The following is a 21,817-nucleotide window of genomic DNA, read 5'->3' as shown; positions in this document are numbered from 1 at the left end:
AATATGTGGGTGTTCCTGCAACAACTATCGTACTGGGACTGGCTGGCGCTGGGCGTCATCCTGCTGATCCTCGAAGTGTTTGGCGCCGGCGGCTACCTGCTGTGGATCGGCATAGCCGCCGCCGCGGTCGGCGTGCTCACGTTCATCCTGCCGCAGATGCCGTGGGAAATGCAGTTCCTGTTGTTCGGCCTTTTCGCCATCGCGACAGCACTGTACTGGTGGCGACGCCAGCGCAGCGCAGTACGCCAAAGCGATCAACCGCTCCTGAACCTGCGCGGGCAGGAACTGATCGGCAAGGTCTTTCAGATTCATGAAGCGATTATCGATGGACGCGGCAAGATCAAGGTGGCGGACAGTGTCTGGCTGGCCAAGGGGCCCGAGTCGCCCGTGGGCACGCGGGTCAGGGTGGTGGCACAGGAAGGCGCGGTGCTGCTGGTAGAACGGGCTGACTGAGACGTCATGGAACTCAATCGAGGAGTTGGTTATCCAAAGTCATAGTTAACCCAGTGGAGTCACCTATCATGCGTCTCAAACTTGCTGTCGCGACCTTGGCCTTGCTTGCTCTTCCTGTCGGCTCGGCAATGGCCGACACGTTTTGGCGTAACGTCATCTCGTCCGGTGCAACCACCGGTTCCACCTACCTGACTTTCAAGGATAACAAGCTGATCGTCGCCGCTCAGGACGACGCCGGCAGCTTCGTTGCCAGCGACGGCGGTATCCGTGGTCCATACCTGGAAGCTGCGATGCAGAAAGTCCGTGCCGACAACCCGGGCTTGCAGGCCACCGACATGGAACTGGCCAACGCGATCCTGGCGAAAAACGCCGTCGCCCAGGACTGATTCCAGACCGATGGAAAATGCCGCTCGATTGAGCGGCATTTTTTTGCCTGGCAATTCTCTCCAAGGCACTTAAACCTGTGGGAGCGAGCCTGCTCGCGATAGCGGTGGATCAGTGGCAGCCATATTGACTGACCCACAGCTATCGCGAGCAGGCTCGCTCCCACAGGTTTGTTGCTTATTCGCCGATAGCGGCCTTGTAGCCTGCTGCATCAAGCAGCTTGTCCAGCTCGGCCTTGTCGCTTGGCTTGAGCTTGAAGATCCATGCACCGTAGGGATCGGAGTTCAGCAGTTCCGGTGAACCGCCCACGTCTTCGTTGATTGCGATCACTTCGCCACTGATCGGCGAGTAGATGTCGGAAGCGGCTTTTACCGACTCCACCACACCGGCCTGGTCACCCGCGGAATAAACCTTACCGACCTCGGTCAGTTCGACAAACACCACATCACCCAGGGCTTCCTGCGCATGATCGCTGATGCCCACGGTGACGGTACCGTCAGCTTCCAGGCGCGCCCACTCGTGGCTTTCGGCAAAATGCAAATCGGTAGGGATAAAACTCATACTCTGTGTCCTCAAGAGAAGTGTCAGCGGCCAGCGGCCCGCCGCAAAAGGTTAGATCAGGGTTTTGCCATGGCGGACGAAGGTCGGCTTGACCACTCGTACCGGGTACCACTTACCACGAATTTCTACCTCGGCACGATCGGCGGTGGCCATCGGAACGCGTGCCAAGGCAATTGACTTGCTAAGCGTAGGAGAAAAACTACCACTGGTGATCTCCCCTTCGCCAACATCGGCGATGCGGACCACCTGATGAGCGCGCAGAACGCCGCGTTCTTCCAGCACCAGGCCCACCAGTTTTTGCTGTACACCGCCGGCCAGCTCGGCTTCCAGAGCACTGCGCCCGATGAACTGACGGCTCGCCGGTTCCCAGGCGATGCTCCAGGCCATGTTCGAGGCCAGCGGAGAAACGTCCTGGTGGATGTCCTGGCCATACAGGTTCATGCCAGCTTCCAGGCGCAAGGTATCGCGAGCGCCAAGGCCGATGGGAGAAATGCCGGCGCCCACCAGATCATTGAAAAAACTTGGGGCTTCGTGGGCAGGCAGGACGATTTCCAGGCCATCTTCGCCAGTGTAGCCGGTACGGGCGATGAACCAGTCACCGTCGGCACGGCCTTCGAAAGGCTTGAGTTGCTGGATCAGTTGGCCGCGCGATTGCGAAACCAGTTCGGCAATCTTGTGCCGGGCCTGGGGGCCCTGGATCGCCAGCATTGCCAGTTCGGGGCGTTCAAGCAGGTGCACATCGTATTCACCAAGCTGTGCCTGCATCCAGGCCAAGTCCTGATCGCGGGTCGAGGCGTTGAAGACCAGCCGATAGCCGTGCTCGACCCGATAAATGATCATGTCGTCGACGATGCCGCCGCGCTCGTTAAGCATGGTGCTGTACAAGGCACGTCCCGTGTCCTGCAAGCGATCGACATCGTTGGCCAGCAAGCGCTGCAACCAGACCTTGGCCTGGGGACCGGCGACATCGATAACGGTCATGTGGGATACATCGAACACACCGCAGTCGCGACGCACCTGATGGTGCTCCTCAACCTGCGAGCCGTAATGCAAAGGCATATCCCAACCGCCAAAATCGACCATCTTCGCGCCGAGGGCGAGATGAAGGTCATACAGAGGCGTACGCTGTCCCATGGGTGTCTCCTTCCGGGATTGGCGAAGGTGCGGACGAGCACTGCACAGCGTGAACGCCAAAAACGTTTTCAGACGCTATCAGTTGCCCGGTCCGACAGACGGACCGCACCGAATGCCGCGCATTGTAGCCGCATGATGTAGGACTGACACCTAGCTGTTTCGATGGGCCGAGCGTCGTATCAATCCGATGACCGGCAACAACCCCACCAGCACCAGGGTCAGCGCCGGTAACGCGGCCCGGGCCCACTCCCCTTCACTGGTCATTTCAAAGATCCGCACCGCCAGCGTGTCCCAGCCAAACGGGCGCATCAGCAGGGTCGCGGGCATTTCCTTGAGCACATCGACGAACACCAGCAACGCCGCACTCAAGGTGCCCGGCAACAGCAACGGCAGATACACTTTGAAAAACAGTCGCGGCCCACTGACCCCAAGGCTGCGTGCTGCTTCAGGCAAAGAAGGACGGATTCGCGCGAGGCTGCTTTCCAGTGGACCGTAGGCCACGGCCAAAAAGCGCACCAGATAGGCCAGCAGCAGGGCCGACAGGCTGCCCAACAGCAACGGTTTGCCGGCACCGCCAAGTAGCGTTGACAGGGGGATGACCAGTTCGCGGTCCAGATAGCTGAAGGCAAGCATGATCGATACCGCCAGCACCGAACCGGGCAAGGCGTAGCCCAGGTTCGCCAGGCCAACACCGGCGCGAATGGGACGGGTCGGCGCCAGACGCCGAGCGAAGGCCAACAGCAAGGCGACGCAAACGGTGACCAGTGCCGCCAGCCCACCCAGATAGAGGGTATGGACGATCAGCCCGGCATAACGCTCATCCAGATCGAACCGGCCGCGCTGCCAGAACCACACCAGCAGTTGCAGCATCGGAATAACAAATGCGCAGGCAAACACCAGGGCGCACCAGCCGCTGGCCGCCACCGCCTTGAGACCGCGCAAGTGATAAAGCGCCTTGACCCGGGGTCGCTCGTTGCTCGCCCGCTGGGCGCCTCGGGCGCGGCGTTCGCCGTAAAGCACCAGCATCACCGCCAGCAGCAACAGGCTGGCCAGTTGCGCGGCGCTGGAGAGGCTGAAGAAGCCGTACCAGGTTTTGTAGATGGCCGTGGTGAAGGTGTCGAAGTTGAACACCGACACCGCGCCGAAATCCGCCAGGGTTTCCATCAACGCCAGCGCCACGCCGGCACCAATGGCCGGTCGGGCCACCGGCAACGCCACTCGCCAGAACGCCTGCCACGGCGACTGCCCGAGCACCCGGGCCGCTTCCATCAATCCCTTGCCTTGGGCCAGGAACGCACTTCGCGCCAGCAAATAAACGTAAGGGTAAAAGACCAGGACCAGCACCAGGATCACTCCGCCGGTGGAGCGTACCCGGGGCAGGCGCAGGTTGCTGCCGAACCATTCGCGCATCAATGTCTGCACCGGACCGGCAAAGTCCAGCAGGCCCACGAAGACAAACGCCAGCACGTAGGCCGGAATCGCAAACGGCAACATTAACGCCCAGTCGAGCCAGCGTCGCCCGGGGAACTCACACAGGCTGGTGAGCCAGGCAAGGCTGACGCCCAGCAACGTTACACCGACACCCACACCGACAATCAGCGTCAGGGTGTTGCCCAACAAGCGTGGCATCTGGGTATCCCACAGGTGGGACCAGATTTGCTGATCGATGTTTTGCCAGGACAGCAGCAGGACGCTCAAGGGCAACAGCACCAGCGCGGCGATAGCAAAAACCAGAGGGTACCAGCGGCGTTGGACGGGGTGGGTCAAGGGGGAATCTCGGGGCAGTCAGCAAACGCCTATTAAACCGCAAAAAAAAGATCGCAGCCTGCGCCACCTTCTACATTGGAACGCGATCCCCTGTAGAAGCTGTCGCAGGCTGCGATCTTGAGTGCTTTTTTAGTTCCAGCCAGCGCGATCCATCAAGCGGATAGCTTCGGCCTGGCGTTTACCCGCCACTTCAACCGGCAGGGTGTCAGCCTTGAACTTGCCCCAGGCGGCGACTTCCTTGGAAGGCTCCACGTTCGGATTGGCCGGGAACTCCTGGTTCACGTCGGCAAAGATGTTCTGGGCTTCGGGCGTGGTCATCCACTCCACCAGTTTCTTCGCGGCTTCCGGGTGCGGTGCGTACTTGGTCAGGCCGATGCCCGAGAGATTGATGTGCACGCCACGGTCGGCCTGGTTCGGCCAGAACAGCTTGACCTTCAGGTCCGGCTTCTGCTGGTGCAGGCGACCGAAGTAGTAAGTGTTGACGATACCGACGTCGCACTGCCCGGCATTGATGGCTTCAAGCAGTGCCGTGTCATCGGAGAACACATCGGTGGACAGGTTCTTGACCCAGCCCTTGATGATTTCTTCGGTTTTTTCCGCGCCGTGGGTTTCGATCAGGGTGGCGGTCAGGGACTGGTTGTAGACCTTCTTCGAAGTGCGCAGGCACAGGCGGCCTTCCCACTCTTTACCCGCCAGGGCTTCATAGGTGGTCAGTTCGCTCGGTTTGACCCGGTCGGTGGAGTAGACAATGGTCCGCGCCCGCAGGCTCAGGCCGGTCCAGGCGTGGGAAGACGCGCGGTATTGGGCCGGGATGTTGGCGTCGATCACCTTGGAAGTGAACGGTTGGAGAATCCCCATCTGCTCGGCCTGCCAGAGGTTGCCGGCATCGACGGTCAACAGCAGGTCGGCGGTGGCGTTTTCACCCTCGGCCTTGATCCGCTGCATCAATGGCGCTTCCTTGTCGGTGATGAACTTCACCGAGACGCCCGTCTTTTTGGTGTAGGCATCGAAAACCGGCTTGATCAGCTCATCGATACGCGAGGAGTAGACCACTACCTCATCGGCAGCCTGGGCGGCGGTAGCGCCGATCAGGGTCAAGGCGAGGACGGACAGCAGACGCTTGGGTGCCAACATGGGAGCGGTCTCTCGATTGTTATAAGTGCGCGAATGATAAGGACTCACATTTGCCTTCTCAATCGAACAGTGTCCAGACACGTTTCAAAATGTTGCAGCTATGAGAGGTGCTGTGGTTTTGCGTCCGCCATCGCGGGCAAGCCGTGCTCCCACAAAAGCTCGTCCCACATTGCCCCTGTGGAAGCAAGAGCTTGTGGGAGCAAGGCTTGCCCGCGATAGGGCCATAAGCCCCAACCCATCTCTCAGACCTTGGCCAAATCCGGCAAATCCCCGGTCAACCCCAACGCCTCACGTACGAACAACGCCTTGGCCTCGGGCAGACCGTCCACCAGTTTCAGCCCGGTATTACGCAGCCAACGCACCGGCAACGGATCGGCCTGGAACAGCCGCTCAAACCCTTCCATCGCGGCCATCAGCGCCAGGTTATGGGGCATGCGTCGGCGTTCGTAGCGGCTCAGTACCTTCACGTCCGCCAGCCGTTCACCGCGCCCGGCCGCCTGCAACAGCACTTCGGCCAGGACGGCGGCATCCAGGAAACCCAGGTTCACCCCCTGTCCGGCCAGCGGATGGATGGTGTGGGCCGCATCGCCGATCAGCGCCAGCCCTTCGGCCACGTAGCGCTTGGCATGGCGCTGGCGCAGCGGTACGCACAAGCGCGAATCGGCGCTCAGCACCGTCCCCAGTTGCCCCTCGAAGGCCCGCTCCAGCTCGTTGCAGAAATCCGCTTCCTCAAGCGCCATCAACCGCTGAGCCTCGCCAGGGGTGGTGGACCAGACGATCGAGCACCAGTCGTGCAGGCCGTCGCGCTCCAGTGGCAGGAATGCCAAGGGACCGTTATCGGTGAAGCGCTGCCATGCGGTCATCCGATGAGGCCGGGCGCTGCGCACACTGGTTACGATGGCGTGGTGCAGGTAATCCCATTCCCGGGTCGCAACCCCCGTCAAACGACGCACGGCGGAGTTCGCACCGTCGGCGGCGATCACCAGCGGTGCCCGCAGGGTGCGGCCATCGGCCAGGGTCAGCAACCAGTCATCGCCGGAGCGACGCATCTGCTCAAGCCGAGCGTTGGCCAGCAGACCCAGATCGCAGTCATGCAGGCGGTCCAGCAGGGCATCCTGCACGACGCGGTTTTCGACGATGTGCCCCAGGACCTCGGCATGCAGGCTGGCCGCCGAGAAATGGATCTGCCCGGTGCCGCTGCCATCCCAGACGTGCATGTTGGTATAAGGACTGGCGCGCCGGGCGATAATACCGTCCCAGACCCCAAGACGATCAAGGATCCGCTGGCTCGCCGCCGACAATGCACTGACCCGAGGTTCGAAGGCAGCCTGGGGATCGAAGGGTTTGACGCTCATCGGGCTGCCGTCGAGCAACAGCACTTGCAGGCCACTACCCTGCAACGCCAGCGCCAGGGCGCTGCCGACCATTCCGGCGCCGACAATCAGCAGATCTGCACGCAATTCCATGCTTTAAGCCTGTTGTGCTGGCGACATGAGTCGCCCATGAGAAAAAAGATCGAACCAAGCCTCACGCATCGGGACGCGTCCCCAACCCCATGGCCTGGCGGGCGAACCAGCGCTTGGCCGGAGGCAGCAGGTCGAGCCCCAGCAGGCCAAGGTTGCGGCCCAGGGACACCAGCGGCAGGTTGCTGCTGAACAGCCGCGTAACCTGGTCGGAAAACCCGACGGTCAGCGTCTGATCCATCCGCTGACGCTCGCGATAGGCTTGCAGCACGGCGAAATCCCCCGGCGCGCTGTCGCTGTCGAGCAAGGCGTCGGCCAGGGCCTGGGCATCGCGCAGGGACAGATTGAACCCCTGGCCGGCAATCGGATGCAGACTGTGGGCCGCGTTGCCCAGGATCGCCAGATGCGGGCGGACCTGCTCTTCGGCTTCCACCAGCGCCAACGGATAAAGATGCCGAGCGCCAACTTGTTTCAGGGTGCCCAGGCGATAACCGAACACGCCCTGCAATTCGCTGAGAAAGCTGCGCTCATCCAGGACCGCCAGACGTTGCGCATCCATGCCCTGGCGGGTCCAGACCAACGCGCAACGGTTTTCCGGCAGCGGCAGCAAGGCCATCGGGCCGTCGTCGGTGAAGCGCTCGAAGGCCATGCCGTTGTGGGCTTCGCCGGGTGTGATGTTGGCAATCAGCGCGCTCTGCCCATAAGGTCGATTGCGCACGCCAATACCCAGCTGTTCGCGCAGGCTGGAACGACCACCGTCAGCCAGCACGGCAAGGTCGCATTCCAAGGTGGTTTCGTCATCGAGCGTCAGGCGATAGCCGCCGACCATGGGCTCCATCCGGGTAACTTGTGCCGGACAGTGCCAACTGACCACCTCGGTGTCCAACCCTTGCCACAGGCACTGGCCGAGCCAGGCGTTTTCCACCACATACCCCAGGGCCGGCACCCCTTCTTCCATGGCCGACAACCGCGCCGTGGAAAATCGCCCGCGATCAGACACGTGGATCTGCTTGATCGGCTCGGCGCGACGAGACACTTCCTGCCAGATACCCAGGCGTTGATAAATCTGCCGGGACCCGAACGACAAGGCCGAGGAACGGGCATCGTAGCTCGGCTGCCAGGCATCGCCGGGGGCGAAGGGTTCGATCAGCATGATCTTCCAACCCCGGGCCTTGGCGCCGGCTTGCAGGGCCAGGGCCAGGCTCGCGCCTACCAGGCCACCGCCGACGATCGCCAGATTGACCCGGCTCATGCCGCATCAGCCCGGGCGGCGGCCATCAGGGCCTCGATTTCGGCGACCGTCTTGGGTACGCCGTGACTCAGGATTTCACAACCGGTTTTGGTCACTACCACGTCATCCTCGATGCGCACGCCAATGCCGCGCCATTTTTTCGCTACGTTGCGGTTGTTCGGGGCGATGTAGATGCCCGGCTCCACGGTCAACGTCATACCGACTTCCAGTACCCGCCATTCGCCGCCGACCCGGTACTCGCCAACGTCGTGCACGTCCATGCCCAGCCAGTGGCCGGCGCGGTGCATGTAGAAGGCCCTGTGGGCTTCGCTGGCGATCAACTCGTCCACTTCGCCCTCCAGCAGGCCCAGGCGCACCAGCCCTTCGGTAATGACTCGCACTGTTGCTTCGTGGGCCTGGTTCCAGTGTTTGTCCGGCGCAATTTCGGCGAACGCCGCTTCCTGGGCGGCCAGCACCACTTCGTAGATCGCCTTCTGCTCGGGCGAAAACTTGCCGCTGACTGGCCAGGTACGGGTGATATCACTGGCGTAGCAGTCGATTTCACAACCGGCGTCGATCAATACCAGGTCGCCGTCCTTGAGCAGTGCGTCGTTCTGCTGGTAATGCAGGATGCAGCTGTTGCGACCCGCCGCGACGATCGACCCGTAGGCCGGCATTTTCGCCCCGCCCTTGCGGAACTCATAATCCAGCTCGGCCTCCAGGCTGTATTCGTACAACCCCGTGCGCGCGGCCTGCATGGCCCGGATGTGCGCCTGGGCGGAAATCCGCGCCGCTTCGCGCATCACCTTCACCTCTGCCGCCGATTTATACAGGCGCATGTCGTGCAGCAGATGATCCAGGGCAACGAATTCGTTCGGCGGCTGGGCACCGAGATGGGCCTTGGAGCGAATCACGTTGATCCACTCCATCAGGTGCCGATCGAATTCCGGGTTGCTGCCCATGGCCGAATACACCCGGTCACGGCCCTCGATCAGGCCCGGCAGGATGTCGTCGATGTCGGTGATGGGAAATGCATCGTCGGCGCCATAGTCACGCATCGCCCCTTCCTGGCCGGCTCGCAGGCCATCCCACAACTCCCGCTCGGCGTTGCGTTCGCGGCAGAACAGGATGTATTCGCCATGGGCCCGGCCGGGCATCAGCACGATCACCGCTTGCGGCTCGGGGAAGCCGCTGAGGTATTGAAAGTCGCTGTCCTGGCGGTAAACGTGCTCGACGTCGCGGTTGCGGATGGCAACGGCGGCGGCGGGCAGGATTGCGATGCTGTTGGGTTCCATCTGCGCCATCAGGGCCTTGCGGCGACGGCTGTATTCCGATTTCGGGATATGAATCATGGGCAGACGGTGTTCCCTTTCAAGCAATCAGTGCAAGGACGGCTTGGCGGCCGGTTCAGCGGTTTTCTTGGTTTCGGTGAACAGGAGCAATGGCGCGACCCGCAGGTACTCCATCACTTCCATGTAGTCGCTTTCACCGTCATCGGATTCTTCCAGGGCGTCCTGGACCTGAGAGATCGCCGCCAGGTCTTGCAATACTTCCTTGGCCTCGTCACTCAACGCATATTCGCGGCGGGTCAGGCCGAAGCCGGCGAGGAAGCCCTGGCACCACTGGCCCAGCGCTGCGGCGCGTTCGGCCAGCGGAGCGTCATCGGTAGGCAGCAGCAGGACGACGGTCATGTCATCGCTGGTCAACTCACCCTTGACCATTTCCTGCAGGCCGATGAGCGCATTGCGCACGTTGTCCGCCGGCTCGCCTTCCAGCAACTCGGCGGCGTCAGCCAGCCAGCCGTCGGCATCGAAGCCGGCGCCGGCGCAACTGCGCCCAAGCAACAGGCCATGCAGTTCAGCAGGCGAGACAGGATGACCGCTGGTGCTCAGCAGGGTGGCAAACGCTTGATACGGGGAATTCTGAATGGGCATGGGCAGCTAGGCGCCAGACGGCGCTATGTCTAGAATGGAGGCCTTGTATCCTACATCGACAGACTCGCCAAGACTATCAGAGGCTGTGCGACCCTATCCCCATCAGACACAATCTTCAGTGGACACAATGGAAGACACCGACCTGCAAGCGCTGATGGCCAGACTCGAATTGCTAATTGAGCGGGTCGAGCAACTTAAGAGCCAAAACGGACTCCTATTAGCTCAGGAAAAGACCTGGCGCGAGGAACGCGCGCACCTCATTGAAAAAAACGAAATCGCCCGGCGTAAGGTCGAATCGATGATTTCGCGCCTCAAGGCCCTGGAGCAAGACTCATGAGTTCAAGCAATAGCGTAACCGTGCAGATCCTCGATAAAGAATATTCGATCATCTGTCCCCAGGAAGAGCGCAGCAACCTGGTAAGCGCCGCCCGTTACCTGGACGGCAAGATGCGCGAGATCCGCAGCAGCGGCAAAGTCATCGGCGCCGACCGCATTGCTGTAATGGCTGCCTTGAACATCACCCACGAGCTGTTGCACCGCCAGGATACGCCGGACGTGCAAGTCAGCGGCTCGACCCGTGAACAGGTGCGCGACCTGCTCGATCGGGTGGATCTGGTACTGGCCACCGACCCGGACGTCAGCAAGGGCTGATTCGCGAGGCTGCCTGGGGTATACTTGCGTCACTCCCTGGGGTGCTTGCCAGTTGGTGATGTCCCTGAGCCGATACGCACAACCACGGGAGTTGCACGTTGGGGCCGGTGTGCATGTCCGCTTGACGGAAAGCCTTAACGCCCCCTGCAACTTCCACCTTGAACTTTCGGGTTCAAGGGCTAAGCCGACAGCGGTTCATCCGGGGAGCCTGATTCTCACAATGCCAGTCATCAAGACTGGCATTGTTGTGTCTGGCGCAGGCATTTCTGAGCGCGCTGTTTTGCGGTTACGCTGTGCTGTCGCCACCGATTGCGTGAAATATCGATATGACCGAACCCGCGCTGCTGCCGCGCCCGCAACTCCGCCGCCTGCTACGCCAGGCCCGTCGCGCCCTGACACCTGCCCAGCAGCGTGAAGCCGCTCGCGGGCTCTACAGGCAACTGGCCCAGCACCCGCTGTTTCGCCGGGCAAGACACATCGCCCTGTACCTGCCCAACGATGGCGAGATCGACCCGCGCCTGTTGCTGCGCGCCGCTCAGCGCCGGGGCAAGGCCACTTATCTGCCGGTACTGAGCCCATGGCCGCAGACCAAGATGGTGTTCCAGCGCATCCGCCCCGGCGAAAAGCTGCGGCCCAATCGTTTTCGTATTCTGGAGCCGCGGATGAACATCGCCCGGCAACGCAAGGTCTGGACTCTGGACCTGGTGCTATTGCCGCTGGTGGGGTTTGACGATGCGGGAGGTCGGCTGGGCATGGGCGGTGGCTTTTATGACCGCAGCCTGGCGTATCTGGCGCGACGCAAGCAATGGCGCAAGCCGACACTGCTGGGACTGGCCCATGAATGTCAGAAAGTCGAACGGTTGGCGCAGGCGAGCTGGGACGTGCCGCTGCAGGGAACGGTCAGCGACCGGCATTGGTATATCGCGGGGTAGACGCCGCAGGGAAACAGCGGCGTCCGCTAGACCGGCTCAGCGTTTGAGCGAAGGCGCGGGCTGGGTGATTTCCATCGGTGTATCGGTCTTGCTGGCCCACAGACTCTGAGCGTATCCCGTGGTAACGACCCCCAGGCCGAACAGAATGACCAAGATCCACAACAAATCCGGTTTGCGTTTCATCGATTGCCCCCCTCAAGGCATATCACACACGATGACAGCAGCGGTTTTCTTATTGGCCGTGCAGCAGCGTAAAGCTTGGAAGGCCGGCATTTTGCGGCAACCTGCTGCAACACGCAAACTCTGGCGTCAACCGACTGTCGGTTTGTCATAAGATCGCTGAACTTTTTTTATCATTACCGCCCAGGAGTAGAAATCATGGCCTATTGGCTGATGAAATCCGAGCCCGACGAATTGTCCATCCAGGGTCTGGAAAAGCTCGGCCAGGCGCGATGGGACGGGGTGCGCAACTACCAGGCGCGCAACTTCCTGCGGGCCATGGCGGTGGGCGATGCGTTCTTTTTCTACCACTCCAGTTGCCCCGAGCCAGGCATTGCCGGGATCGGCCGAATCGTCCGCGCGGCCTACCCTGACCCAACAGCGCTGGAACCCGACAGCCATTACTTCGACCCCAAGGCCGGGCCGGATAAAAACCCCTGGACCGCGATCGACGTGGCCCACGTCGAAACATTCCCCCGCGTGCTGAAGCTCGACTACCTCAAGCAACAGACCGCCCTGGCTGAAATGCCGCTGGTGCAGAAAGGCTCACGGCTGTCGGTGATGCCCGTCACGGCCGAACAATGGGCAGCGGTGATTGCGCTGCGCTGATCGCCGATGAGTTGATGGACATCAAGCGGGGTCGGTCGCTGATCCTGCAGACTTCGATGCTACAGCCGCAGGATGCCGGACATGTCGACGAACCATCGTACCTCTCGCTTTTTTGCCTTCGCCTTGATGGCTCTGTTGCTGGCCGCCGGTGGATTTGGCTATTGGAAGTCACGCCAGGATCGCCTGCCGGAAGGCTTGAGCATGGGCAATGGCCGCCTTGAGGCCACCGAAGTCCAGATCGCCAGCAAGACACCCGGGCGCCTGGCCGACGTTCAGGTCGACGAAGGCGACAACGTCATCAAGGGCCAAGTGCTGGCGCGCATGGACACCCGCACCCTGGAGGCCCAGCGCAACCAGGCCGAAGCCGAAGTCACCCGGGCCCGGCAGAACCTCGCCGCCACCGAAGCCAACGTGCAACTGCGCCAGAGCGAACAATTGCTCGCCCATCAAGAACTCAAGCGGACCCAGGAACTGTTCAAGCGCGGTTACGCCAGCGGCCAGATCCTCGACCAGCAACAAGCCCGCGTCGACACCGCCAACGCGGCGGTCAACGCCGCCCGGGCCCAGGTATCGGCGGCGAATGCGGCCATCGGCGCGACCCTGGCCCAGGTGGCCCAGCTCACCAGCGAAATAGATGACAGCACCTTGCGGGCCCCCCTCGACGGCGTGATCCAGTTGCGCCTGGCCGAGCCAGGTGAAGTGCTCGGCGCCGGCGGTCGAGTATTGCTGATGATCGATCCGAGCGACCAGTACATGAACCTCTACCTGCCGGCGTCGGTGGCCGGGAAACTGGCGGTGGGCGATGAAGCGCGACTGTTGCTCGACGCCTTGCCCGAGCGGCCGCTACCGGCCAAAGTCAGCTTCGTCGCGGCCAAATCCCAGTTCACCCCCAAGGAAGTCGAAACCCGTGATGAGCGCCAGAAACTGGTGTTCCGCGTCAAAGTGCACCTGACCCGTCCCGGCGAAGTGCCCCAGGCAAAACCGGGTATGCCCGGGGCCGGTTACGTGCGCACGGCGCCCATTGACTGGCCGGCCAACTTGCAATGAGCGCCACCGCCGGCGAGGCATTGCACGCCTCGGGTCTCGAACATCGCTACGGCCAGCATGTGGCGCTGAGCGAAATCGCCTTCAGCCTGCCCGCCGGCACTCGCTGTGGCCTGATCGGCCCGGACGGTGCCGGCAAATCGAGCCTGCTGGGGCTGATTGCCGGGGTGAAGAAGCTCCAGCATGGCCAACTGGATGTGCTCGGCGCCTCGATTGACGATCGACGCCATCGCAAGACTCTCTACCGACGCATTGCCTTCATGCCCCAAGGGTTGGGGGGCAACCTTTACCCGGACCTGTCGATAGGCGAGAACATTCGGTTCTTCGGCACATTGTTCGGGCTATCGCGAGCAGAATGCGAACAACGCATGGGGACCTTGCTGCTGGCCACCGATCTGCAGCGTTTTGCCGACCGTCCGGCAGGCAAACTGTCCGGCGGCATGAAACAAAAGCTCGGCCTGTGTTGTGCGCTGATCCATGAACCGGACCTGCTGATTCTCGACGAACCCACCACGGGCGTGGACCCGCTGTCCCGGCGACGCTTCTGGGAACTGATAGAAAGCGTGCGTCGGCAAAGACCGCAACTGACCCTGCTGGTCGCCACGGCATATATGGAAGAGGCCGAGCAATTCGAGCACTGCCTGATGCTCGACAACGGTCGCTTGATCGCCAAGGGCTTGAGTGCGGAGCTGGCCAAGGTCACCCCGGACGGCAAGCTCGATTCGGCCTTCACCCACTTCCAGGGCGGCAGCGGCCATGACGCCGAACCGCTGGTGATCCCCCCCAGGACCGCCAACACTACCGACATTGCCATCCAAGCCCACGATCTCACCTTGCGCTTCGGCGATTTCACCGCCGTCGATAACGTCAGCTTCGCGATTGGTCGCGGTGAAATCTTTGGCTTCCTGGGTTCCAACGGTTGCGGCAAGACCACCACCATGAAGGTGCTGACCGGACTGATCCCCGCCAGCGAAGGCAGTGCCCGGCTGCTGGGTAACCCGGTCAACGCCAAGGACCTCGCCACCCGCAAGCGGGTGGGTTTCATGTCCCAGAGCTTTTCGCTCTACGGCGAACTGAGCGTGCGCCAAAACCTGGAGCTGCACGCCAAGCTGTTCGATCTGCCCACTACAGACAGCCGCCAGCGCATCGATGAGCTTATCCAGCGCTTCAATCTCCAGGAACTGGCGGACCAAACGTCCGGGGCGCTACCACTGGGCCTGCGGCAGCGCCTGTCCCTGGCGGTGGCGGTTTTGCATCGCCCGGAAGTACTGATCCTCGACGAGCCGACCTCAGGCGTCGATCCGGCCGCGCGGGATGATTTCTGGCGACTGTTGATCGAGTTGTCTCGCGAGCAAGGTGTGACGATTTTTCTTTCCACGCACTTCATGAACGAGGCCCAGCGCTGCGATCGCATTTCGCTGATGCACGCCGGCAAGGTCCTGGCCTGCGACACGCCAGCGGCCTTGCAAGCGCAGTTCAGCGGTCAGACGCTGGAAGCCGCGTTCGTCACCTGCCTGGAAAACGCCCAGGGCGAAACGCAGCAAGACGCCGCCCCAGTGACCCTTGAGAACGCCGGCGCGCCCCGGGACCGGCGCGGCCTGAGCCTCGGTCGCCTGTGGGCCGTCGCCAGCCGGGAGGGCAAGGAGTTGCTGCGCGACAAAGTGCGGATGGCATTCGCCCTGCTGGGGGCATTGTTCATGATGGTGGTCTTCGGCTTCGGTATTTCCCTCGACGTGGAGAAACTGGCCTTCGCCGTGTATGACCAGGATCAGAGCCCGCAAAGCCGTGCCTACCTGGAGGCGTTCCGCAGCTCGCGCTACTTCGAAGAACGACCGATAATCCGCGATGCAAAGGAGCTACACCGACGCTTGCAGCGCTCGGAGATCAAGCTGGCCCTGGAAATCCCCCCCGGCTTCGGTCGAGACCTCTACGCCGGCCGCCAACCGACAGTGGGCGCCTGGTTGGATGGCGGCATACCGTTTCGGGCCGAGACCAGTCGCAACTACGTCCAGGCGGTGCACCAGGGCAACCTTGAGCAACTGGCTGAATCCAGCAGTCGCGCGCCCACCCGGCAACCCAGCGCGAAGCTGGAGACACGCTTTCGTTATAACCAGGACGTGGTCAGCGTCAACGCCATCGGCCCAGGGGTCATGGCGCTGATCCTCGCATTCATTCCGGCCATGTTGACGGCGCTGGGCATCGTGCGGGAAAAGGAACTGGGCTCGATCACCAACTTCTACGCTACGCCGCTGACCCGCCTGGAGTTCCTGCTGGGTAAACAAGTGCCCTACCTGGCGGTAAGCCTGATCAACCTGGCCCTGCTGACCGCGATGAACCGCTGGCTGTTTGGCGTGCCATTCAAGGGCAGCGCCCTGACGCTGGCGTTGGGCGGCCTGCTCTATGTGCTGGCGACCACCAGCATGGGGCTGTTGATCTCGGCATTCACCCGCACCCAGATCGCCGCGATCCTCGGCACCATGATCATCACCAGCCTCCCGACCATCCAGTTCTCAGGGCTGATCGTGCCGCGCTCATCCCTGGACGGTGCAGCCTCGGTGATGGGCCAGCTGTTTCCCGCCGGGCACTTCCTCGACATCGCCGTCGGCACCTTCACCAAGGCCCTTGATCTGCGCCAGCTATGGCCACAATGCCTGGCGTTGTTCGGGTTTTTCCTGGGCTTCACCGGGCTCAGCCTGATCATGCTGAAGAAGCAGGAGGCCTGATGCATACGCTTTCACATATCTGGCGTCTTGGGCTCAAGGAACTGACCAGCCTGCGCTACGACTCCGTTCTGCTGCTGTTCCTGGGCTACGCCTTCACCGTGGCGATCTACATGCCGGCCGCCGGTTCGGTGATCGGCGTGCACAACGCCAGTGTCGCAATAGTGGACGAAGACCAGAGCCATCTCTCGCGCCAATTGGCCCTGGTCCTGCAACCGCCGGAGTTCCAGAGCCCGGTGGCACTGCCCTACGCCGAACTGGACAAGGTCATGGACAATGGCCGCTACACCTTCGTCATCAACGTGCCCGCCAACTTCCAGGCCGACCTGCTCGCAGGACGCGAACCGACGCTGCAACTCAACGTCGATGCCACGGCCATGAGCCAGGCGTTCATGGGAGCCGGCTACATCGGGCGGATTTTCCAACAGGAACTGACGACCTATGCCGGCCAGGCACAAGCGAGCGAACAAACGCCCGTGAGATTGACCACTCGTTCGCTGTTCAATACCAATCTGGAAGGTGGCTGGTTCCTCGCAGTGATCCAGATCGTCAACAACATCACGATCCTGGCCATCATCCTGACGGGCACGGCGCTGTTGCGCGAGCGCGAGCACGGCACCCTCGATCACTTGCTGGTGCTGCCGCTCACGGCCTTGGAAATCATGCTGGCGAAAATCTGGAGCAACATGCTGGTGGTGGTGCTATGTACCTGGGCGTCGCTGGAAATCATCGTCAAGTTCGCACTGGGCGTTCCGCTCGCCGGCTCCATGCTGCTCTTCCTGCTGGTAACTGCGCTCTACCTGTTCGCCAGCACCGCCCTGGGTATTTTCCTCGCCACCCTTGCCCGTTCGACGCCCCAGTTCGGCTTACTGTCGATCCCGGTCATCATTCCGATGCTGCTGTTGTCGGGCGGCAGCACGCCGCTGGACAGCATGCCGCAATGGTTGCAATGGGTGATGCAAGGTTCGCCTTCGACCCATTTCGTCAGCCTCAGCGCGGCGATCCTGTTCCGTGATGCAGGCGTGAGCGTGGTATGGCCAGACCTGCTGGCACTGGCGGCGATCGGGCTGTTGTTCTTCGCAATCGCCCTGGGCCGGTTTCGCAAAAGCCTGGCGTCTTGACGAAAAAAAGCAGCCTTGGGTAGCGCCTGGGGATCCGGGCACTGCCAAAGGCTGCGATCTAGCGGGTTTATTGAATGATCAGGTTATTGAACAACAGGTCATCCACCATCGGCTTGCCGGTTTCGTCGTTCATGATCTGCTGGGTCTGCTTCAAGGCTTCCTGACGCAGTTTTTCCTTGGCTTCGATATTGTTCATGGCCTCGGTGGTCTGTTGGGCGAACAGCGCAACCAGCTGATTACGGATCAGCGGCTCGTTGGCCTTCACCGCCGCAGCGGCGGCATCCCCCGTGACACGCAGGGCCACATCGGCCTTGTACACCCTCAGCTTTGCCGAGCCGTCCAAGCCATAGTTGCCCACGAACGGCGGGCTGAGGGTGATGTAACTGACCTTCGGCGCCTCGCCTTCTTTGGCTTCCTCGGCCATTGCCGTCACAGGCAACGACAGGGCCAGCATCAACATGATCCACGCTTTCACATTCGACTCCTCATACGGTTTGCGGCCCAGCATACCGACCCGCCGTTCAAGCACAAGCTTATGGCCGGCTATCAGGGCAGGGCATGCTCGTTGACCCATTGACTCTCACACCTACACTTATCGGCCATCACTCCCAAAGGAATAGCCCTGATGAAAGCCGTGCTGTGCAAAGAATTCGGTCCTGCCGAATCGCTGGTGCTGGAAGACGTCGCCAGCCCCGTCGCGAAGAAGAACGAAGTGCTGCTGGATGTGCATGCCGCCGGCGTGAACTTCCCTGACACGCTGATCATCGAGGGCAAATACCAATTCAAACCACCCTTCCCGTTTTCCCCCGGCGGCGAAGCAGCGGGCGTCATCAGCGCCGTGGGTGAAAAGGTCAGCCACCTGAAGGTCGGTGACCGGGTCATGGCGTTGACCGGCTGGGGCAGCTTTGCCGAACAGGTGGCCGTGCCAGGCTACAACGTGTTGCCCATCCCCTCGTCCATGGACTTCAACACCGCCGCCGCCTTCAGCATGACCTACGGCACGTCGATGCATGCCCTCAAGCAACGGGCCAACCTGCAACCCGGCGAAACCCTGCTGGTGCTCGGCGCATCGGGCGGCGTCGGCCTGGCGGCCGTGGAGATCGGCAAGGCCATGGGCGCCCGGGTGATTGCCGCCGCCAGCAGTGCAGAGAAGCTGGCCGTGGCCAAGGCTGCCGGTGCCGACGAACTGATCAACTACAGCGAAACCAGCCTCAAGGATGAAATCAAACGCCTCACCGACGGCCAAGGCGCCGATGTGATTTACGACCCGGTGGGCGGCGATCTGTTTGACCAGGCCATTCGCGCCATCGCCTGGAACGGCCGGCTATTGGTGGTCGGCTTTGCCAGCGGACGCATCCCCGAGCTTCCGGTAAACCTGGCCCTGCTCAAGGGCGCCGCCGTGGTCGGCGTGTTCTGGGGCTCCTTCGCCCAACGCCAACCCCAGGACAACGCCGCCAACTTCCAGCAATTGTTTAGCTGGTTCACCGAAGGCAAGCTCAAGCCACTGGTCTCGCAGGTGTATCCATTGAGCAACGCCGCCCAGGCGATCAATGACCTGGGCCAGCGCAAAGCCGTGGGGAAGGTGGTGGTGCAGGTGCGTTGATAGTCAATCAAGCGGTCCGCGTGCCAAAAGCGGCGGACCGCGTGACGATTGAATCTGGCGATCAAGGCAAAACGCCCGGCGCCCGGCATCTACTTGCCGAAAAACACATCGGACACGTAGCGGCGCGTGTAATGGAACGAGCGCAACTTCTGCACCCATGGTTGGCGCCATGCACGTTGATGTCCGAGCACTTCCAGGCCTCGGCCAATTTGTCTGCATCGATCGGCTCGCCCTCCGGATGGAATTCCAACGATTCCACGGCTTGCGTCTGCGCTGCCGGGGAGGCTGGCTCGGGATTGTTCTCGGGCACCCATAAAACCTGAGCGGCCCAACTCGCACTGCCCAAGCACAGCAGCATCACAGCACACCCCCTCATACCGTTCCTCACCTGAATGCCAGCTCCGGCAGAAACGTGAAGTGTAAAGAGCGAGGCTCATTAGTTGAATGGCGAGACTTCTGTGTTGGTTGAAGGACGTTTCCTACTTTCTTGTCCCGCAACGATGGAGTGCAGGAGTAAAGAGACCTTACAAGGCAATTCCTACAACGCCATCGGCGTATGTCTGAGCGACATGTTCATTTAAGAACATTCATTCAGGGAAATTCCCATTGTTTAAGTGATGAGAAGCGATGCTATTTTCGGTAACGAAACTGTAACATTCGCATCCGCAGTCATAACAAGAATCTGGAGCCCTTGAATGTTTGCTTTCTTTCGTCCTGCCGTACATCAGGCGCCCCTGCCTGAAGAAAAAATAGACAGCACCTACCGACGCCTTCGCTGGCAGATTTTCGCCGGCATCTTCATCGGCTACGCCGGTTATTACCTGCTGCGCAAAAACTTCTCCCTGGCCATGCCATACCTGATCGACGAGGGCTACACCCGGGGTCAGTTGGGCCTGGCCATGTCGGCCATTGCCATCGCCTACGGGCTTTCGAAGTTCCTGATGGGCCTGGTGTCCGACCGTTCCAACCCGCGCTATTTCCTGCCATTCGGTTTGCTGGTCTCGGCGGGGGTGATGTTCATTTTCGGTTTCGCGCCTTGGGCAACATCCAGCGTAACCATGATGTTCATCCTGTTGTTCATCAATGGCTGGGCCCAGGGCATGGGTTGGCCACCCAGTGGCCGGACCATGGTGCACTGGTGGTCGCAGAAAGAACGCGGCGGTGTGGTGTCCGTCTGGAACGTGGCGCATAACGTCGGCGGTGGCTTGATTGGGCCGTTGTTCCTGCTGGGGATGGGCTGGTTCAATGACTGGCATGCGGCGTTTTATGTACCGGCGGCCGTGGCGCTACTGGTGGCGCTGTTTGCCTTCGCGACCATGCGCGACACCCCGCAATCGGTAGGCCTGCCGCCGATCGAAAAATACAAGAACGATTACCCGGAAGGCTACGACGCCAGTCACGAGAACGAGTTCAGCGCCAAGGAAATCTTCGTCAAGTACGTGCTGCGCAACAAAATGCTCTGGTACATCGCCATGGCAAACGTCTTTGTTTACCTGCTGCGCTACGGCGTGCTGGACTGGGCGCCCACCTACCTCAAGGAAGCCAAAGGCTTCACGGTGGATAAAACCTCCTGGGCGTACTTTTTGTATGAGTGGGCAGGCATCCCCGGCACGTTACTGTGCGGCTGGATGTCGGACAAAATCTTCCGCGGCAACCGGGGCCTGACGGGCATGGTGTTCATGGCGCTGGTGACCGTGGCGACACTGGTGTACTGGCTGAACCCGGCCGGCAACCCGACCGTGGACATGATCGCCCTGGTTTCCATTGGCTTTCTGATCTACGGCCCGGTGATGCTGATCGGTTTGCAGGCTCTGGAACTGGCGCCGAAAAAGGCCGCTGGCACCGCCGCAGGTTTCACCGGGCTGTTTGGCTACCTGGGCGGCTCGGTCGCGGCCAGTGCTGCCATGGGCTACACGGTGGACCATTTCGGCTGGAACGGTGGTTTTGTATTGCTGGTGGGTGCTTGCCTGCTGGCGATGGCGTTCCTCGCGCCAACCTTGTGGCACAAGCAAATCGCCAGTCAGAGCCGCGAAGCGGTGGCCTGATCCAGGGCTGATTTACAGCGTTTGAGCCGCGCCTCCAGATTCCGGTCTGGCATGGCGTGGCTGCGCAGGGCGTGGATGGTCTGCTCGACATAATCGCGAGTGGTGCCATAGCGCCCACAGGCGCTTTCGAACACCTGGCTCAGCACATGATCCGGCAAGTTGCCGGCATAGCTGGGCAGGTGCCGCTCCAGCACAAACCCCAAGGCCTGCACTCGGCTGCCATCTTCGAGACGGCAACTGAGCCAGTGCGGACGATAGGACGGGAACGGCATCTCGCGCTGCCATAGGGCGAACAACGAATCCTCAAGATTGTCCTGCGGCAATCGATAGGCAAAACCGCTGCACGAACCGCCGCGATCCAGTCCAAACACCAGCCCCGGCAATTCGGGGGTGCCACGGTGTTCGTGAGACCACAAATACAAACCGCGATGATAACCATGGACGCGGCCGCGCACCCGTTCCACCGCCGTGCATTCCGGCCGCCAGATCAACGAACCATAAGCGAACAACCACACAGGCCCGCCCTGGTGCAGACTCATGGTCGATTGCATCGACGTGCGCAGCTGCTCATGGGTCAGCTGCGGCCCCAGGTCGAGGCGTGGCGGGTATGGGGCGCTGGCAAAGGCGGATTCGATAGCGGTCATGGCCGGTAGCAGTTGGCTCCTCGCGGGTCGGAAGTTGGTAGCGCCGTCATGACACTGACGCTGATCAGAATCAAGGCAAGTTGGATGCCATGAATGCCTGAAACTCAGGCATATACCTTAACGACATCTAGTGTGCGTACTAAATATCGAATCGATATATCGCCAGGT

Annotated in this window: 22 protein-coding genes and 1 other RNA gene; 12 read left to right on the top strand and 11 right to left on the bottom strand. The window is 61.4% G+C overall.

What is annotated here, in order from left to right:
- Positions 1–3 precede the first annotated feature (3 nt).
- Both CRX69_RS00730 and CRX69_RS00725 read left to right on the top strand, forming a co-directional pair.
- A complete protein-coding gene (locus CRX69_RS00730; protein WP_047226074.1) occupies positions 4–453 on the top strand; it encodes an NfeD family protein in 450 nt (149 codons plus the stop codon).
- Positions 454–518: 65 nt separating this feature from the next.
- The gene (locus tag CRX69_RS00725) at positions 519–839 is read left to right on the top strand and encodes a DUF2388 domain-containing protein (protein ID WP_171061308.1); all 321 of its coding nucleotides are present in this window, start codon (positions 519–521) and stop codon (positions 837–839) included.
- Between the two features lie 175 nt (positions 840–1,014).
- Here CRX69_RS00725 and gcvH read toward each other — a convergent pair whose 3' ends face one another.
- From gcvH to CRX69_RS00685, 8 genes are all read right to left on the bottom strand, one after another.
- Positions 1,015–1,398, bottom strand: a complete 384-nt coding sequence (gcvH, locus tag CRX69_RS00720; RefSeq protein WP_047226076.1) for a glycine cleavage system protein GcvH — start codon at positions 1,396–1,398, stop codon at positions 1,015–1,017.
- A 51-nt stretch (positions 1,399–1,449) separates the two neighbouring features.
- Positions 1,450–2,532, bottom strand: a complete 1,083-nt coding sequence (gene gcvT / locus CRX69_RS00715; protein ID WP_047226077.1) for a glycine cleavage system aminomethyltransferase GcvT — start codon at positions 2,530–2,532, stop codon at positions 1,450–1,452.
- A 150-nt stretch (positions 2,533–2,682) separates the two neighbouring features.
- Entirely contained in the window at positions 2,683–4,299 is a 1,617-nt protein-coding gene (locus tag CRX69_RS00710) for an ABC transporter permease (protein WP_047226078.1), read from the bottom strand.
- A 129-nt stretch (positions 4,300–4,428) separates the two neighbouring features.
- Positions 4,429–5,433, bottom strand: coding sequence for an extracellular solute-binding protein (locus tag CRX69_RS00705; protein ID WP_076383055.1), 1,005 nt, complete (start codon positions 5,431–5,433; stop codon positions 4,429–4,431).
- Positions 5,434–5,675: 242 nt separating this feature from the next.
- The gene (locus CRX69_RS00700; RefSeq protein ID WP_171061307.1) at positions 5,676–6,893 is read right to left on the bottom strand and encodes a 2-octaprenyl-3-methyl-6-methoxy-1,4-benzoquinol hydroxylase; all 1,218 of its coding nucleotides are present in this window, start codon (positions 6,891–6,893) and stop codon (positions 5,676–5,678) included.
- A gap of 67 nt (positions 6,894–6,960) precedes the next feature.
- A complete protein-coding gene (gene ubiH, locus CRX69_RS00695) occupies positions 6,961–8,148 on the bottom strand; it encodes a 2-octaprenyl-6-methoxyphenyl hydroxylase (RefSeq protein WP_107321379.1) in 1,188 nt (395 codons plus the stop codon).
- Positions 8,145–9,479: a Xaa-Pro aminopeptidase gene (gene pepP, locus CRX69_RS00690; RefSeq protein WP_047226082.1), complete on the bottom strand. Its 1,335-nt coding sequence runs from the start codon at positions 9,477–9,479 to the stop codon at positions 8,145–8,147. The genes ubiH and pepP overlap by 4 nt, the downstream gene beginning before the upstream one ends.
- Before the next feature lie 27 nt (positions 9,480–9,506).
- A complete protein-coding gene (locus CRX69_RS00685; protein ID WP_047226083.1) occupies positions 9,507–10,061 on the bottom strand; it encodes a YecA/YgfB family protein in 555 nt (184 codons plus the stop codon).
- Between the two features lie 127 nt (positions 10,062–10,188).
- Here CRX69_RS00685 and CRX69_RS00680 point away from each other — a divergent pair, with 127 nt between their 5' ends.
- From CRX69_RS00680 to CRX69_RS00665, 4 genes are all read left to right on the top strand, one after another.
- Positions 10,189–10,398, top strand: coding sequence for a TIGR02449 family protein (locus CRX69_RS00680; RefSeq protein WP_030138125.1), 210 nt, complete (start codon positions 10,189–10,191; stop codon positions 10,396–10,398).
- A complete protein-coding gene (locus CRX69_RS00675; protein WP_047226084.1) occupies positions 10,395–10,712 on the top strand; it encodes a cell division protein ZapA in 318 nt (105 codons plus the stop codon). Before CRX69_RS00680 ends, CRX69_RS00675 begins: the two co-directional genes overlap by 4 nt.
- Before the next feature lie 30 nt (positions 10,713–10,742).
- Positions 10,743–10,922: non-coding RNA, 6S RNA (gene ssrS, locus CRX69_RS00670), on the top strand.
- Between the two features lie 116 nt (positions 10,923–11,038).
- Positions 11,039–11,644 (top strand): 5-formyltetrahydrofolate cyclo-ligase, encoded by a 606-nt coding sequence (locus tag CRX69_RS00665; RefSeq protein WP_047226085.1) that lies wholly within the window; start codon positions 11,039–11,041, stop codon positions 11,642–11,644.
- A 36-nt stretch (positions 11,645–11,680) separates the two neighbouring features.
- On the opposite strand, the gene CRX69_RS27635 is transcribed toward CRX69_RS00665, so the two are convergent.
- Complete coding sequence (locus tag CRX69_RS27635; RefSeq protein WP_092395219.1) at positions 11,681–11,827, bottom strand: hypothetical protein; 147 nt, start codon at positions 11,825–11,827, stop codon at positions 11,681–11,683.
- A gap of 195 nt (positions 11,828–12,022) precedes the next feature.
- On the opposite strand from CRX69_RS27635, the gene CRX69_RS00660 reads away from it, so the two are divergent.
- From CRX69_RS00660 to CRX69_RS00645, 4 genes are all read left to right on the top strand, one after another.
- Positions 12,023–12,472 carry an EVE domain-containing protein gene (locus CRX69_RS00660; protein WP_047226086.1) on the top strand — a complete coding sequence of 150 codons (450 nt, stop codon included), beginning with the start codon at positions 12,023–12,025 and terminating at the stop codon, positions 12,470–12,472.
- An 81-nt stretch (positions 12,473–12,553) separates the two neighbouring features.
- Positions 12,554–13,519, top strand: a complete 966-nt coding sequence (locus CRX69_RS00655) for an HlyD family secretion protein (protein ID WP_107321378.1) — start codon at positions 12,554–12,556, stop codon at positions 13,517–13,519.
- Positions 13,516–16,239, top strand: a complete 2,724-nt coding sequence (gene rbbA / locus CRX69_RS00650; protein WP_047226088.1) for a ribosome-associated ATPase/putative transporter RbbA — start codon at positions 13,516–13,518, stop codon at positions 16,237–16,239. Before CRX69_RS00655 ends, rbbA begins: the two co-directional genes overlap by 4 nt.
- The gene (locus CRX69_RS00645) at positions 16,239–17,357 is read left to right on the top strand and encodes an ABC transporter permease (RefSeq protein ID WP_047226089.1); all 1,119 of its coding nucleotides are present in this window, start codon (positions 16,239–16,241) and stop codon (positions 17,355–17,357) included. The genes rbbA and CRX69_RS00645 overlap by 1 nt, the downstream gene beginning before the upstream one ends.
- A 67-nt stretch (positions 17,358–17,424) precedes the next feature.
- On the opposite strand, the gene CRX69_RS00640 is transcribed toward CRX69_RS00645, so the two are convergent.
- Positions 17,425–17,832, bottom strand: coding sequence for a flagellar basal body-associated protein FliL (locus CRX69_RS00640; RefSeq protein WP_047226193.1), 408 nt, complete (start codon positions 17,830–17,832; stop codon positions 17,425–17,427).
- A gap of 150 nt (positions 17,833–17,982) precedes the next feature.
- Between CRX69_RS00640 and CRX69_RS00635 the strand changes: the two genes are divergently transcribed.
- The gene (locus CRX69_RS00635) at positions 17,983–18,960 is read left to right on the top strand and encodes an NADPH:quinone oxidoreductase family protein (RefSeq protein WP_076383061.1); all 978 of its coding nucleotides are present in this window, start codon (positions 17,983–17,985) and stop codon (positions 18,958–18,960) included.
- Positions 18,961–19,655: 695 nt separating this feature from the next.
- Positions 19,656–21,005: a glycerol-3-phosphate transporter gene (gene glpT, locus CRX69_RS00630; protein ID WP_047226091.1), complete on the top strand. Its 1,350-nt coding sequence runs from the start codon at positions 19,656–19,658 to the stop codon at positions 21,003–21,005.
- On the opposite strand, the gene CRX69_RS00625 is transcribed toward glpT, so the two are convergent.
- Positions 20,981–21,649 (bottom strand): gamma-glutamylcyclotransferase, encoded by a 669-nt coding sequence (locus CRX69_RS00625; protein ID WP_047226092.1) that lies wholly within the window; start codon positions 21,647–21,649, stop codon positions 20,981–20,983. The genes glpT and CRX69_RS00625 overlap by 25 nt on opposite strands.
- Positions 21,650–21,817 lie beyond the last annotated feature (168 nt).

Origin of the sequence: Pseudomonas rhizophila, from assembly GCF_003033885.1 — a bacterium.
GTDB classification, from domain to species: domain Bacteria; phylum Pseudomonadota; class Gammaproteobacteria; order Pseudomonadales; family Pseudomonadaceae; genus Aquipseudomonas; species Aquipseudomonas rhizophila.
The sequence above is the reverse complement of the archived record's forward strand: the minus strand, read 5'-3'. Positions and strand labels throughout refer to the sequence as shown.